At 28.2% G+C, this 15,656-nt stretch carries 13 protein-coding genes and 1 other annotated feature; of the genes, 3 read left to right on the top strand and 10 right to left on the bottom strand.

Going from position 1 to position 15,656, the window contains the following annotated elements:
* Positions 1-122 precede the first annotated feature (122 nt).
* The 4 genes from ileS to murI form a co-directional block, all read right to left on the bottom strand.
* A complete protein-coding gene (ileS, locus tag J2Z24_RS18680) occupies positions 123-3,230 on the bottom strand; it encodes an isoleucine--tRNA ligase (protein ID WP_111947602.1) in 3,108 nt (1,035 codons plus the stop codon).
* An 88-nt stretch (positions 3,231-3,318) separates the two neighbouring features.
* Positions 3,319-3,540: a binding site (T-box leader), on the bottom strand.
* Between the two features lie 73 nt (positions 3,541-3,613).
* The gene (locus J2Z24_RS18675; protein WP_051593439.1) at positions 3,614-5,425 is read right to left on the bottom strand and encodes an N-acetylmuramoyl-L-alanine amidase; all 1,812 of its coding nucleotides are present in this window, start codon (positions 5,423-5,425) and stop codon (positions 3,614-3,616) included.
* Between the two features lie 414 nt (positions 5,426-5,839).
* A complete protein-coding gene (locus J2Z24_RS18670; protein ID WP_035152252.1) occupies positions 5,840-6,184 on the bottom strand; it encodes a DUF3870 domain-containing protein in 345 nt (114 codons plus the stop codon).
* Between the two features lie 197 nt (positions 6,185-6,381).
* Positions 6,382-7,167, bottom strand: a complete 786-nt coding sequence (gene murI / locus J2Z24_RS18665) for a glutamate racemase (RefSeq protein WP_035152248.1) — start codon at positions 7,165-7,167, stop codon at positions 6,382-6,384.
* A 316-nt stretch (positions 7,168-7,483) separates the two neighbouring features.
* On the opposite strand from murI, the gene J2Z24_RS18660 reads away from it, so the two are divergent.
* A complete protein-coding gene (locus J2Z24_RS18660) occupies positions 7,484-8,122 on the top strand; it encodes an MBL fold metallo-hydrolase (protein ID WP_035152245.1) in 639 nt (212 codons plus the stop codon).
* Positions 8,123-8,209: 87 nt separating this feature from the next.
* Here J2Z24_RS18660 and nrdG read toward each other — a convergent pair whose 3' ends face one another.
* A complete protein-coding gene (nrdG, locus tag J2Z24_RS18655) occupies positions 8,210-8,737 on the bottom strand; it encodes an anaerobic ribonucleoside-triphosphate reductase activating protein (protein WP_085059180.1) in 528 nt (175 codons plus the stop codon).
* Positions 8,727-10,838, bottom strand: coding sequence for an anaerobic ribonucleoside triphosphate reductase (locus J2Z24_RS18650; protein WP_035152242.1), 2,112 nt, complete (start codon positions 10,836-10,838; stop codon positions 8,727-8,729). The genes nrdG and J2Z24_RS18650 overlap by 11 nt, the downstream gene beginning before the upstream one ends.
* A 316-nt stretch (positions 10,839-11,154) precedes the next feature.
* Between J2Z24_RS18650 and J2Z24_RS18645 the strand changes: the two genes are divergently transcribed.
* Together J2Z24_RS18645 and J2Z24_RS18640 are read left to right on the top strand one after the other, a co-directional pair.
* Positions 11,155-12,156, top strand: coding sequence for a DUF3048 domain-containing protein (locus J2Z24_RS18645; RefSeq protein ID WP_035152239.1), 1,002 nt, complete (start codon positions 11,155-11,157; stop codon positions 12,154-12,156).
* 132 nt (positions 12,157-12,288) lie between these two features.
* Entirely contained in the window at positions 12,289-12,465 is a 177-nt protein-coding gene (locus tag J2Z24_RS18640; protein WP_173680603.1) for a hypothetical protein, read from the top strand.
* 79 nt (positions 12,466-12,544) lie between these two features.
* Here the strand turns inward: J2Z24_RS18640 and J2Z24_RS18635 are convergent, their stop codons facing one another.
* The 4 genes from J2Z24_RS18635 to J2Z24_RS18620 form a co-directional block, all read right to left on the bottom strand.
* Positions 12,545-12,736 carry a ferredoxin gene (locus tag J2Z24_RS18635; RefSeq protein ID WP_035152236.1) on the bottom strand — a complete coding sequence of 64 codons (192 nt, stop codon included), beginning with the start codon at positions 12,734-12,736 and terminating at the stop codon, positions 12,545-12,547.
* A 143-nt stretch (positions 12,737-12,879) separates the two neighbouring features.
* Positions 12,880-13,725 carry an Mrp/NBP35 family ATP-binding protein gene (locus J2Z24_RS18630; protein WP_035152233.1) on the bottom strand — a complete coding sequence of 282 codons (846 nt, stop codon included), beginning with the start codon at positions 13,723-13,725 and terminating at the stop codon, positions 12,880-12,882.
* Between the two features lie 156 nt (positions 13,726-13,881).
* Positions 13,882-14,724, bottom strand: coding sequence for a YhfM domain-containing protein (locus J2Z24_RS18625; RefSeq protein WP_085059178.1), 843 nt, complete (start codon positions 14,722-14,724; stop codon positions 13,882-13,884).
* Positions 14,725-14,742: 18 nt separating this feature from the next.
* Positions 14,743-15,516: a prolipoprotein diacylglyceryl transferase gene (locus J2Z24_RS18620; protein WP_035152230.1), complete on the bottom strand. Its 774-nt coding sequence runs from the start codon at positions 15,514-15,516 to the stop codon at positions 14,743-14,745.
* Between the last annotated feature and the right edge of the window lie 140 nt (positions 15,517-15,656).

The raw sequence follows: 15,656 nt of genomic DNA, 5'->3' as shown, positions 1-15,656 counted from the left end.
AACCTTAAAGAAATATAATTTATTGATTCAAAAAAGTAAAACCGCCATCACTTTCGTGATGACGATTCAATATTCTTAGTTTTTCAGTGGCCTCAATTTCTCTACGGCTTTTTTTAATTTCATTATTTAATAACTTCAACTGCAATTTTAAAATCTTCTCCATTAATTTTGCAATCCACATATTCTCTTTCTTCATTATAATATATATCTACACAAAGAGTTTCCTTCTTGATTACATCCTCAAATTTTCTTACTACTTTTTCTAACATTTCATTATCTGTTACATATAATTTTACTTTATCTGCTACTTCAAATCCACTTTCTTTTCTCATATTTTGGATTTTACTTAATATTTCTCTTAAATGTCCTTCTTCTTTTAATTCATCAGTTAAAGTAGTATCAAGAACAACCCCTATAGTTCCTTCTCCTGCAAAAGCAAAACCTTCTAATCCTTGCATTGTGACAAGTAAGTTTTCTGAATTCAATTCTACTTTTACATCAGAAGCATCAATAGTTATACTTTCACCATTTTGAATCTTTTGGGCAAGCTCCATTTGATTCATACTAGCAAGCTCTTTTCTTATAACAGGGATATATCTACCATAAACTTTACCTAGTACAGGTAAATTTGGCTTAATATCAAAATTAACATAAGTTGATAAATCTGCACCAAACAATACTTCTTTTATATTAAGTTCATCTTTTATTATATCTCCATAATATTCTGGTAAAGACTTTGAACTTATTAGCATCTTAGAAAGCGGCTGTCTATTCTTCATATTTGCTCCGTTTCTAGCACTTCTACCAAGTTTAACTATTTTATAAGCTTCTGCCATTTCTCTTTCTAATTCCACATCCATTAATGTTTCATCATATTTAGGCCATTTGCATAAATGAACACTTTCTGGTACATCATTATTTAATGATTTAACCAAATTGCTATATATTTCTTCAGTAACAAATGGTATAAATGGAGCTGCAATAAGAGATAATGTAGTTAGCACTCTGTAAAGTGTTACATATGCTCCAATCTTATCATCTGTAAGCTTTGCACTCCAGAATCTTGATCTATTTCTTCTTACATACCAGTTAGATAATTCATCTACAAAATTCTCTATTGCAAGTGCTGCTTGAGTAATTCTATATCCATCCATATGATCTTCTACATCTTTAATTAATGTATTCAATCTTGAAACAATCCATTTATCCATTACATTTTCACTTACAAACTTTTTATATTCTAATGGATTAAAATTGTCTAATTCAGCATACAGCACATAGAAAGAATAAACGTTCCATAAAGTACTTAAAAATTTTCTTTGAGTTTCTTCTACATCTTCAACAGAGAATCTTGTTGGAAGCCATGGCGCACTTGCTGTATAGAAATGCCATCTACATGCATCTGCTCCTACTTTATCTAATACTTCAAATGGATCCACTACATTTCCTTTATGTTTTGACATCTTAATTCCATGCTTATCAAGAACGTGACCTAAAACTATACAGTTCTCAAATGGATTTGTATCAAATAATGATGTAGAAATAGCCATTAATGTATAGAACCATCCTCTAGTCTGATCTACTGCTTCAGAAATAAACTGTGCTGGGAAATTTGATTCAAATATTTCTTTGTTCTCAAATGGATAATGATGTTGAGCAAAAGGCATTGATCCTGAATCAAACCAACAGTCAATAACTTCCCCTGTTCTATTCATCTCTTTATTACAATGAGGACATGATAATTTAACATTATCAATATATGGTTTATGCAATTCTATATTCTCTGGTACATTTATTCCTTTTTCTTTCAGTTCTGCAATACTTCCTATACATTCCCTATGACCACATTCACATTCCCAAATTGGAAGAGGTGTTCCCCAATATCTATCTCTTGAGATACCCCAATCAATAACATTTTCTAAGAACTTTCCAAATCTCCCTGTTCTTATATTATCTGGATACCAATTAACGTTATTATTATTTTCTAAAAGTTTATCTCTTAAAGAAGTCATTCTAACAAACCAACTATCTTTTGGATAGTATAAAAGTGGTGTATCACATCTCCAACAATGTGGATATGAGTGTGAAAACTTCTCTGATTTATAGAGAATTCCTTTCTCTTTCATATATTCTATTATTTTAGCGTCAGCTTTTTTTACAAATAAGCCCTTCCAAGGCTCAACACAATCTATAAATTTTCCTTCTCCATCAACTAAGTTTATTAATGGTAATCCATGCTTCTTACAAACTATATTATCATCTTCACCATAAGCTGGCGCCATATGAACAACACCAGTACCATCAGATAAAGTAACAAAATCACCATGTACTACATAGAACGCTTTTTCTTCAGGAGTATAGAATTTAAATAATTGTTCATACTCTAAGCCAAGTATTTCTTCTCCTTTGAATTCTTTTACTACTTCATATTCTCCCTCTAGTACATTTAAAAGTTGTTTTGCAAGAATCAAATGTTCATTATTATTTATAACTTCAACATAATCATAAGTTTTATTTACTGCAAGTGCTACATTACTTGGCAATGTCCAAGGTGTTGTCGTCCATGCAAGTATATATTTATTTTCTTCACCTTTCACCTTGAACTTAGCAAAAGCTGAAGCTTCTTTCACATCTTTGTATCCTTGGGCAACTTCATGGGATGAAAGTGCTGTTCCACATCTTGGGCAATAAGGAATTACTTTATGACCTTTATATAAAAGTTCCTTATTCCACATTTGCTTTAAAGCCCACCAAACCGATTCTATATAGTCATTATGATATGTTACATAAGGATTATCCATATCAACCCAGAAAGCTAACTTTTCAGACATATCCTTCCACATATTTGAATATGAAAATACAGATTCCTTACATTCTTTTATAAACTTCTCTACACCATAATTCTCTATTTGTTGTTTTCCTGAAATACCTAATTTTTTTTCTATTTCAAGTTCTACTGGCAATCCATGGGTATCCCATCCTGCTTTTCTTAAAACTCTATACCCTTTCATAACCTTATATCTTGGAATTAAATCCTTTATAACTCTTGTAAGTACATGCCCTACATGAGGTTTACCATTAGCTGTTGGTGGTCCATCATAAAAAGTGAAATATTCCCCATCTTTATTTAAGTCAAAGTTTTTTTCTATTATATTTTCTTTTCCCCAAGCATCAAGAACATCTCTTTCCATTTGCACAAAGCTTCTGGAATTGTCTATTTTTTTGTACATATGTAACTCCCTCCTATTATTTATTTTCTCATAAATGTAATATAATAAACATTAAGTAAATATTTTGTATAAATAAAAAACTTCGCCCTATTAGGGCGAAGTTATATGTCTTCGCTTTACCACCTATGGTATAAAATATTCAAGCACAACTATGCTCTATCCTTTAACGCAGGATTACGGATAAGCTTACTATTATTTCAGCATTCAACTCCAAGGTGATTTTCTTTAAGACTTAACCTATGGATTTTCACCAAACACCACTCTCTTTAAAGTATACATCTTAAATACTTTTCCTTTTCTCAGTTTTTAATAATTACTATAAAAATATATTGCTTTATCTGAAATTAATGTATATTATATTACATTAATTTTTCATTGTCAATTCATTTTCCTAAAGCTTTTAAAACTCCATTAGCTATAGCTTCAGCAGCCTTACTTTGAAATTCATCACTTTTTAATTTCTGCTCATAGGTTGGGTTACATATAAATTCTAACTCTGCAAGTATGGATGGAGCCTCTGTATTTTTCACCACATAATACCCTGCAGTTTTAACCCCTCTATTATATGTGCCTAGTTTTTTTATCAGTTCACTTTGAACATATTCAGCTAACTTTTGTCCAGCTATACTTCCACTACTATAGTAAGTTTCAGTTCCTCGTGCAGAAGGTGTATCCGCTGAGTTACAGTGAATAGATACAAAATAATTAGGCTTTACACTATCTGATATTTCAACTCTTTTCTGAAGATCTTTTCTCTCATCAGAAGGCCATGAAACATTGTCACTTGTTCTTGTATAAACAACCTTTACTCCTTTGCTTTGAAGAATGTTTCCTACTTTGAGCCCAACAGATAAAGTAACATCCTTTTCCCTTACTCCCGTAGGGCCAACAGCACCAGAATCATATCCGCCATGTCCCGGATCTACAACTACTACATATCTACTATCACCTTTAGAAGTTACTAATAATGTTAAATTCACTGTACCTTTTAATCCTTGTACATTTCCTGTATAACTATATGTTCCTGCCTTACTTGTGTTTATAGATGTATTATTCCATGTTATTTCAGCATCTACAACCTGACCATTTTTATTCTTAACCTTAACAGTTTTAGGTAATGTATAATTGTCTCCTTCTGTTATATTATGTATTACATCTTCCGCTGAAATAAATTTTATATCATCTTGTCCTGTAGATCCATTAGAATTATTAGAACTGGTAGTTCCTAAAAATTTTATAATACCAGCCGATATAGCTTCAGCATATTTATTTTGTATTTGACTATCACCTAGCTTCTTTTCCTCTTCTCTATTATTTAAAAATCCTAGAAATACTTTAACTGTTGGTATACTAACTACATCTAACTCTGGGAAATTTCCTGACTTTATACCTCTATCTCTTATATCTATATTTGCTACAATTTTTTTCTGTATATCATCTGCTAACTTCTGCCCCCTTAAATCTCCACTCTTGTAAAAAGTTTCAACTCCATTAGCATCACTATTACTTGCAGTATTACAATGTATACTTACTACGTAGTCTGCTTCTTCTATATTCAGTATACTAAAACGTGATTTCATATCATCCTTATCCCAAGAAATATTATCATTCTTTCTTGTATAAACTACCTTTATACCTTTCCCTTGTAATATTTCTCCTGTTTTTAAAGCTACATTTAAATCCACATCTTTCTCTCTTACACCTTTTTCAACTCCCTGAATTCCGATATCGTTTCCTCCACGTCCTGCATCTATACAAATAACGGTATTCTTATCTATAGAATTAGTAGCTGTTTCATCCTTTATAGTAAATTGCATTTTTACGGGATTAAAGAGAGATTTACCAGATACTTTTTGAACGTCTTTAGTCACTATTAGATAATAAGTTTTTCCGGCTTCATATTTATAACTTTGTTTTAAAGAAATCTTTACACTTTTATTATCTTCTGTAATTTGTAGATTTGCTGGAATGGTTTGTCCACTTCCATTAGTTATATAAATACTTTTTTCATTTATAGAACTTCTTTTAATCTCACTATTAAATTTAATTATCCAACTTTTATTTTGATCTATGTTTTGCTTTGCAGGCCATACTTTAAAATCTGAAGCTGCTTTTACTGGACTAATTGAAAGTAAAAAAAACATAATAAAAAAACACATAAAAAATTCAACACCGTTTTTTATTTCTTTCTTCAAATAATCACCCCATTTTATCCTAAATTTTACTCTTTTACATCTCTAGTTATGTTATTCATAATATTGGACTTATCGTAATTATATTATAATATAGATTTTTGCTTTTTACATCTTAAAATATTAATATATTTTAAAATATATTAAAAAATATCAAATTCAAAATTATATTCCTTAAGAATTTGATATTTTTATGATTATATAGATAAGCATTTATCTATATTTGTAATATTCTTATTTTTACTTAACCAAAATTGTATTAGATTTATTAAAGGAATTAAGTATAATAGACTAAAATCCTACATTTAAAATAAAGTAAAGAGGATAACCTCTATACACTCCTTTGTAAACGCTTCCTATTAGCATAATAAACCATATAACAAATGTTAATATAAACCCCACATAAACATCTACCCTTTATTTCACTGCTCCTTTTTCTTGTTTCTTCTTCTCAATTGTAAATTTATTATGTGCATCTTTTAATGCTACAATTAGAGCTTTCTGAGCAGTACCAAAAAATCTATTATGTATCTCATCTATCATCTTGCCTAGATCTTGTAAAAGATTATATCCTACTAACATAGATTTTATAAAATCTGTTGTAACATTACTAATTGTATTACAAGTTATGTCTATAATAATTCCTTCCTTCTTATCTACTATTACTCCTAAAAAGAAACTATTGTACATTATAGTAATTGGATCTGTACTATTAGATCTAGATATTCCTGTTATATATATGGTGCTTTTACTATAATTCAATTACTACCACCCCTTAAATTTTTTAATTATTCTAATTAGATTATACACTAGTTTTTCAAATATAACCTAATGACTTTTTGAAAATTAATTAAATTATTTCTATTTAAAATTTATTAAGGATGATATTGACGGAAATTTAAAATAATTCAGACTTTTGATTTATTTTTATCAGTCTGAATTATTTTTCTAAAAATATATTAATCGTTATATTTTATTATCTTTTCAGGCATCTTTAGATTTAACATATTCATTATTATATTATACTTGTCTTCTTCCCCTGTAGTATATACTTTAAACTCTTCCCCTTCTTCATCTTTAAGAAGTTCTTTTTCATTTAAATATTTATATATAGCTTCAGCTTGTTGAAATGCTGGATTTATAAAATTAATATTTGGATAACATTCTTGAAACAAATCTTTTATTATTGGATAATGTGTACATCCTAATATTATCGTATCCACATTGCCAGCTTGTACTATATCATCTATATGACATCTTATTATTTCTTTAACTTCATCTCTAATTATACTTCCACTATCCACTATTCCTGCAAGTTCCCCTGATCCTTTTTTAAATACTTTTATATCTCCTAGCATTTTATCATAATAACCACTTTTTACTGTAAAATTAGTTGCTATTAACCCTACTTTATCCTTTTTTAATGTATTCTTAATATTATTTACAACAGGATCAATTACTTTAATTATCTTAACATCATAATCTTTACTTATCTCATCTATAATAGTAGATATAGTATTACATGCTACTGCTATGACTTTTACATTATTACTTATGAGAAATTCCACCATTCTTCTTGTTAATTTTATAATTTCTTCTCCACTTTTGTTTCCATAAGGTACATTTTTATTGTCTCCAAAATATATTATATTTTCTTTTGGTAAAAGTTTTTGAAGTTCTTTAACTGTAGTAAGACCGCCTACTCCTGAATCCAATACTCCTATTGCACTATTTTTTGTTATCATAATAAAACCACCTTCCACAAAAAATACAAGCCGGTTCCCTTTTTATAAAGAAAACCGGCTTCATTATACTTTTATATACAAAGTTTTATATAATATACTTTTGTATACCAATATAACGAACAGTAAATATTAAGTTTTAAACCTAAATTAACTTTTGTTCAAGAATATTGTAACAAAGGATTGATTATTTGTCAATTGTTTTATTAATTTATATTTTCAGAATTTTTTATTTGCGTATATATTTTCTATAATTTATCATATTAATATTAAGGATATACTAATATATAATAAAAATATAAAATAGAGGTGTTTTATTATGGAAATAAAATGGCTGGGTCATTCTTCTTTTCTTATTACAGATTCCTCTGGAAGAACTGTTCTCACAGATCCATTCGATAATTCAATAGGCTATAATTCTTTTTCTGGAGAAGTGGATGTAGTAACAATTAGTCATCATCATTTTGATCACGATAATGTAGAAAATATTTCTAAAAACGCAAAAATAGTAGATAAAATAGGATTGTTTAATGTCTGTGACATTCCAATACAAGGCATCCCTTCCTATCATGATGAAGTAAAAGGAGCAAAGCGAGGAGAAAATATTATCTATGTATTACAAATGGATGGTTATAAATTATGTCATTTAGGTGATTTAGGTTGTATTTTATCCGCAGAACAAGTTAAACAAATAAGTAATGTAGATGTATTATTTATACCTATAGGCGGTAATTATACTATCAATGGTAAAGAAGCTTGTCAAATTACAAAATTAATTAAAAGCCATATTATAATACCTATGCATTATAAAACTCCCGCTCTAACTTTTCCTTTAGAAGGACTTGAAAATTTTCTTAAATATATGCAAAGCGCTCATAAAGTTAATAACAATTACATAAAAATTACAGGTAACATAGATGATCTCCAAAGCGATGTTAGAATATTAGATTATAGCTAACTCTTAATAAAATAGTTGTTAATTTAGAATAAAGATTGTAGCAGAATATATATGCTATATATTCTGCTACAATCTTTATTCACTGTTTTAATCTAAATTATACATAATTATTTTATTTTTTTTAAAACTTTCTCTTACATTTATAATCCTTTGATTGCTAGAACCTTTGTACTTTAATCCTTGCTCAACTTTATCTTCTTCAAATCTACCATCTACTAGTATATCTACATTATTTATTAGTTCTTTCCAGCCATTATTATTCATATTATTCAATATATATTCAAAAGTATATCCCGTATAGCACCAAATATTAAGGTTTTCTTTTTTTACTAACTTTGATAACTTAGAAAGTTTATCTGCCTGTTCAAAAGGCTCTCCACCTGAAAATGTTACACCCTTTATTAATGGCATATTTCTCTTTATCCTTAGTATAATATTGTCTAAACTTACCTTTTCTCCGTATGAAAAATCTTGCATTAATTTATTATGACATCCCTTGCAATTGTGAATACACCCAGAAAGAAACAAAACTGATCTAAGCCCTTTTCCATTAGCTAAAGAATTATCTAAAAATCCTGCTACCTGTAATTTATCTATATTAACATCACACTTCATAAAAATTGCTTCCATTAGTATGAGATATTCTATCTTTTCTTTCTGCTACTTTTCCTGCACCAAATCTTTCATCTAAACTTAAATATCCAGTAACTCTTGATATACCTTGAATATTAAAACTTCCACATTTAAAACAATTATTTTCATTATTAGGTAAATATGTGCCACACTCTTTGCAATATCTTATATGAAAATTTATTCCTATATAATTTATATTAGTTTCTTCATAAGCATAATTTAATATATCCATTATCACATCTTCTGTTGGATAATCATCTAACTCTATATATGTAATATGTCCTCCGTTACATATTTTATGATAAGGAGCTTCTATACTTATCTTATCCTTTATAGAAATAGAATATCCTACTGGTACATGAAAACTGTTAGTATAATAATTTTTATCTGTTACTTCTTTTATTTCTCCAAATATTTTCTTATCTTGCACGATAAATTTACCGCTTAGTCCTTCTGCTGGAGTAGCATAACAGCTCCAATTTAGACTAGTCTCTTTTGTGACTTTATCAGTAAAATCTCTTATGTACTGAATAATCTTTATTCCTAATTTCCTAGCTTTTTCCGATTCTCCATGATGTTCTCCTATTAATGCAGTTAATGTTTCGGCAAGCCCAATGAAACCTATTGCCCAAGTTCCTTGTTTTAAAATTGGTTCTATGCTGTCCTCTGGCATTAAACCTTCGGACCCTGCCATTAAGCTTTGTCCTGCTACAAAAGGTAAATCTTTAACTCTTAACCTTTTAAGTACTTCATACCTATGTAATAATGATTCTTTAGCTAAATTTAATTTATTATCTAAAAGAGTAAAGAATTTATTTATATCCCCTTTAGCTACTATTCCTAACCTAGGTAAATTAAGGGTAGTCGGTGCTATGTTTCCTCTGCCTTTTACCACCGGTTCTCCATTTACATTGGACTGTACTCTTGTTCTACATCCCATAGTAGCAGGCATATATCCCTTCTCATAATATTCAAGATTAAAATCTGCATCCATATTCATAAAAGTTGGATTCATTCTATTACTAGCTACTTTACAAGCTAATTTATATAAATAATAATATGGATCTTGCGGATTTTTATTTACTCCTTTTTTTACTCTAAATATAATATTAGGGAATATAGGCTGTTCCCCTTTACCTAAACCTTTTTCATATTCTTTTAAGAATATCTCACATATTAGTGCTGCATCTTTTGATTTAGGAATTCCTATATTTATAGAGCTGAAAGGCACTTGAGAACCTGCTCTTGAATGCATTGTATTTAAATTATACACTATGCCTTGCATTGCCTGACTTATATTTTTTCTTAGTCTTTTTTCTACTAGTTCTTCTATCTTTAAACTGTCTAAACCTATTTCCTGTAACTCTTTTCTTATTTCGATTCTTGTTGACTCTATAAATACAGCCATATCATTATCAAAATCCGGGTGAGATTGCCCTCCAAACATATCATTTTGAGTTGATTGTAATAAAATACAAGATAATTCACAAGCAGACTCTATTCTTTTAGGAGGTCTTATATATCCATATCCTGTATTAAATCCTCTAAGCAAAACTTCTTTAGTAGGTATATGTAAACAATTCGTAGTCAAATTATAACTGTCTAAATCATGATAATATACATCTCCATTTTCATGTGCTTTTGCCAGTCTTTTTGGCATCGTATATAAATTATGCCACTTATTCGATTCACTAGCTATTCTTAATAGTTTGGATGAAAAATTATTTCCTACATTAGCATTATCTCTGTCAGTTTCTATCCCTATCTTTTCTATTGCCTTCATTAAATCAGACTTTATTTCTCTTATTTTAGTTCTCTCTTTTCTATAATTTGCATATGCCTTACCTATTTCTTTATAATTGTTATCTAAAAGAGTTTCTTCAACTATATTTTGTATTTCTTCTACGGAAATTTCCTTTGCATTTGCTTCTTCCAATTTTTTTATTATTCTTTGAGTTAAATCTATAAATTCACTTTCTTTTAGATTATACCCTATTTCCTCAGAAGCTCCTTTTATTGCATTAGTTACCTTTGTTGAATCAAAGGGAGCCTTTCTTCCGTCTCTTTTCACAACATGTAGCATAATTAATTCCCCCTAACTACTATATATTGTATATGCACCATGACATTATACTATGGTATATTATTTAAATCAATTTTAAAAATAACATTGAAATCATTCTAGACTAATCTACTCTCCATTATCTTCTTATTTTTCATTTTCTTATAGCTATCATCTTGTTGATATTTTAAAAATTGAGTTACTAAACGTCATTTTTATTATTCTATGAAATCTTTTTTGAATATATAAACGATATTTCAATTATTTGTACTTGTATAAATTGGTAATTTATGTATAAAATAATATTATAATAATTTATAGGATGGGAGATTTTAATATGAAAAAAATTATTTCTTTACTTCTATGTTTTATGACTATCTTCTCTTATGGGTGTGAAAAAAGTAATGACAAAAATAAAAATGCTAAATATGATAAACCACCGGAAAAAAGTGAACAACAATACTTTTCTCCTTATACCGGAGAACAAATAAGTAAAGACATATATGAAAAAATTCCTTTCATGGTTATTGTAGAAAATTCTAAAGATGCACGCCCTCAATCTGGTTTAGTAGATGCAGATATAGTATATGAAACCATGGCTGAAGGAGGTATTCCTAGATTTATAGCTCTATACCATAAAAAAGATTCAGATAAGATAGGCCCTGTTAGAAGTGCTAGACCTTATTTTCTAGATATAGCTAAAGAAAATAATTTACCATTTGCTCATTGTGGATATAGTGAAGAAGCTAAAGATATAATATCCAAAGAAAACCTTCCTAGTTTGAATGAATTTGATTATGAAAAAGCTTATTGGAGAGATAAAAATAGAAAATATGAGCATAGTCTTTATACCTCTTCTTCCAAATTAAGGGAATTATTAAAAGAAAAAAAATTAAATAATTCTTCAACATCATCCTTAAAGTTTAATAAAGACTTTTGGAAAAATAATAACTTAAATCCTGCTAATACTATATTATTAAATCTTAATAAATATTATAATACATCTTACATATATGAAAATGGATTATATTCTAAATATATGTCAGGAACTCAATGTGTTAACAGAGAAGACAACACACCTATAAATATTAAAAATATAATAATTCAACTAACAGATATAACATTACAGAAAGATAACTTGCATATAGATGTGCGACTTGTTGGAGAAGGTGATTGTTATATAATAAGTAATGGTAAATTTATAAAAGGAAAATGGCTTAAAAAAGATAATCTTTCAACTACCATACTTCTTGATAAAGAAAATAATGAGATATCTTTATCTCCAGGTAATACATGGTGGAACATTATAGATAAAAAATCTGATTTACAAATCAAATAATAATGCAAATCACTGCTTGTTTAAATTAATAGCAGTGATTTTTTATATACTTTTTAAGTGTAAATAAAACAATATAATAATGTACATAATATTAATAAACTATTTTGTATAAAATATCAGGAGGATTACTAAATGTTAGGCAAAATAATAGATATGAACAATACAGATGCATTTATAACTTTTCAAAATGGTACAACAAAAAACGTAAGCAAACTTAGTTTATCTTCAAATGCTAAAATAGGTGACACTGTAAATATAGACCCAAATGCCATGAGACTTACTAATGATAAGCTAGTAGATTTCTTCTAACCATAATCACTTTATAAATATCATTATAAATAATTCTTAGCTTAAAAAATAAGGAGAGAATTCTCCTTATTTTTTAATATTATTCTTCTACTGCAATGGCATTTGTTGGGCAACCGCTTTCTGCCTCTTTAGCTGCATCCTCCATTCCATTAGGAACATCTTCTGCTACGACTTCTGCCTTTCCATCATCATTCATTTGAAAAATATCTGGAGCTACTGATGGACATAGTCCACATCCTATACAGGCTTCCTCATTTATAAAAGCTCTCATTACTAACAACCTCCTTAAATATAAAAATAGTTTTACGTACTACATTTTTATTTTTTCCTATTGTTTTTTATTTATAACATAGCTTTATTGGTAATAAAAAACATATGATTTTTATTTAAAAATCATATGTTTAAAAAATATATTTATTTAGATAACTTTTTAAAGTTATTTATTAAATTGTCGTATTCTTTATATTCACTTACAAAACTTTCTGCCTGACCTCTTTCCATACTTTCTACCAAATCTAAATTAATTGGCATCTCTGCAAGTAAAGGAATACCCAAGTAATCGGCTTGTTCCTCAGCAGATTTTTTGCTAAATACCCTTATCTTTTCTCCACATTTTTCACATTGAATATAGGACATGTTTTCTACCACACCTAATATATTTACATTCATCTTTTCTGCCATTATCACAACTTTTTTAACAATCATAGAAACCATATCTTGAGGAGTTGATACAACTACCATTCCTTCTACTGGAATACTTTGCATTATAGTTAATGCTACATCTCCTGTTCCTGGTGGCATATCTATAAGTAAGTAATCTAACTCTCCCCATTCTGTATCCGTATACATTTGAGTTAATACTCCAGTAATTACAGGACCTCTCCATATAACTGGTTGTTCCTCTTCCTCTGTAAGTAAATTTAATGATATAACTTTTATTCCTAAAGAAGTTTCCACTGGAATAAATTTTACTTCTTCTTCAGTACCTATTTGTAGAATATCTGCTCTTTTCTGATTTATACCAAAAAATCTAGGCATGGATGGACCTGTTATGTCTCCATCAAGAACCCCGACTTTATAACCCGCTTTTCTTAATTGTACTGCTAAAATTCCAGTAACTGTTGACTTTCCAACTCCACCTTTTCCACTAATTACTCCAATTATATGTTTTACTTTCCCATGTTTAGGAATCAATTTTGAACAGCTCGCTTCTTTACTATCACAACTCCCCTTACTTGGACAGCTATCACAATTACTCATAATATTTCCTCCCAACTATATTATTTAACTAAATACCTAAATTATTATAGCACTAAATATAAAATAGTTGAACCCTAAAAGCCTCTACAAAGTCAGCTCCTTAATATTTTACCAATATAGTGAAAAAAAATACTGCAATTACATTTGCAGTATTTTTTAAAAGTCATCTGGCTTTTTATTACTTACTTCTATATTCCAACCTCTATTCTCATATTCACCTTTTACATAGTACTTTACTTCACTTTTTTCTGTTCTATTATAAAAAGTTATTATAGATTTATATAAAAGTCTTTTATATCCTTGAGTCTTTATTGTCATTAACACATTATAACTTGAGTTATCTCCTTCAGCCAAGCTAGCATTTTGATATTTTTCCTTTATATCTCCCTTAAATTCTTCTAAATCCGTAGAAAGTATAAATTTTGCTGTACCTATATCTTCATTTAAATTTATTCCTATACTCTTAGTAATTTTAGTATCCTTTAAATATTGAGTTAAGGTTTTTAAAATAGATTTATAATATATATCAGTAAAATCTTTAGGAATTCTAATATTCCAAAAGCTTTTTATTATATCATTATCTATTCTTTTTGATACTATATACACTTTATCTTCACTATAAAGATTACCTCCATTTTTTTTATCTAGACCTGCAATATAATTGAACTTATGTATTTTATCATGAGCTTCATGCATTTCAAAAACATAATCCGGCTTTAATGTAGACTTCTCCTTAACTTCTTTAGCTGAAGATAATATCTCATAAAGTTCTTGTATAGCTCTTTTATCTGATACAATAAACCTATACCCTTGATCCCTAGTATTTTGTATAACTATCTTCTCTATCTTATTTTGCTTTATATATTCAAAATCATTATTTTTCAATCCTAGTTTTACCTTTAATGAATCAGCTTTGCTACATCCCGAAAAAAATAAACTACATATTAAAATTGTAATTATTAAAACATCTTTACTAATTTTATTTGTATATTTAAACAATCCATTTAACCTCCTAGGTTAATTGTAAATATTTTTATCCTCTGATTTGCTTTTACTAAATTTATTTATATTAAAAATAATTATTCCTAATATAATGGTAAATAAACTTATAAATTGAGAAGTAGATAACATTCCTATCTCCCCTCTAGGATCATCTCTAAAAAATTCTACTATTATTCTACCAATTCCATATATTATAACATATAGAGAAAAAACTCTACCTTCTTTCCTTTTCTTTCTATCATACCATAATAGAAAAAACGCTAAACAAAAATCAAAAATAGATGAATAAAGTTGAGTTGGATGTCTTAGCACCCCAGAAGGCGCAAATGGAGATTTAGTAAATTCTACTCCTATAGCAAGTTTAGTTGCTTTTCCATAACAACATCCTGCTAAAAAGCATCCTATTCTTCCAAAGCCTTGAGCTAACGCAATAGATGGAATAGCAATGTCAAACATTTTTAATGCTTTCCATCCTTTTTTCTTACAAAATAAATATACTGACAATGCTCCACCAATTATAGCTCCATATATAACAAAACCATTACCCAAATTTTTCAATATAGATGGTTCTTCTAATATACTTTTAATATCAGTTATCATATACAATAATTTCCCACCAACTACACCAGAAATTATTGCTATTATAGACATACTCAATATGTCATCTTCATTATAATTATTCTTAGTTCTAACATTTAATAAAACTAATGCTGCCAAAATTCCTAAAGCTATCATAGTTCCATAACTGTATATTGGTAACCCAAATATTTTGAATAATACTGGTTTCATATTCACCATTTCCTCCTATTGTACTGCATTATAAATTTATCCTTAATTAAAATTTATAATATCATTATTATAACATATAATTTATATAATAATTATATTTTATTTTTCTATTATTTATAAAGTGCTTTAAATACAATTAA

This window comes from Clostridium tetanomorphum (assembly GCF_017873215.1).
Lineage (GTDB): Bacteria > Bacillota > Clostridia > Clostridiales > Clostridiaceae > Clostridium_AO > Clostridium_AO tetanomorphum.
This window is presented reverse-complemented; position numbering and strand designations above follow the sequence as displayed.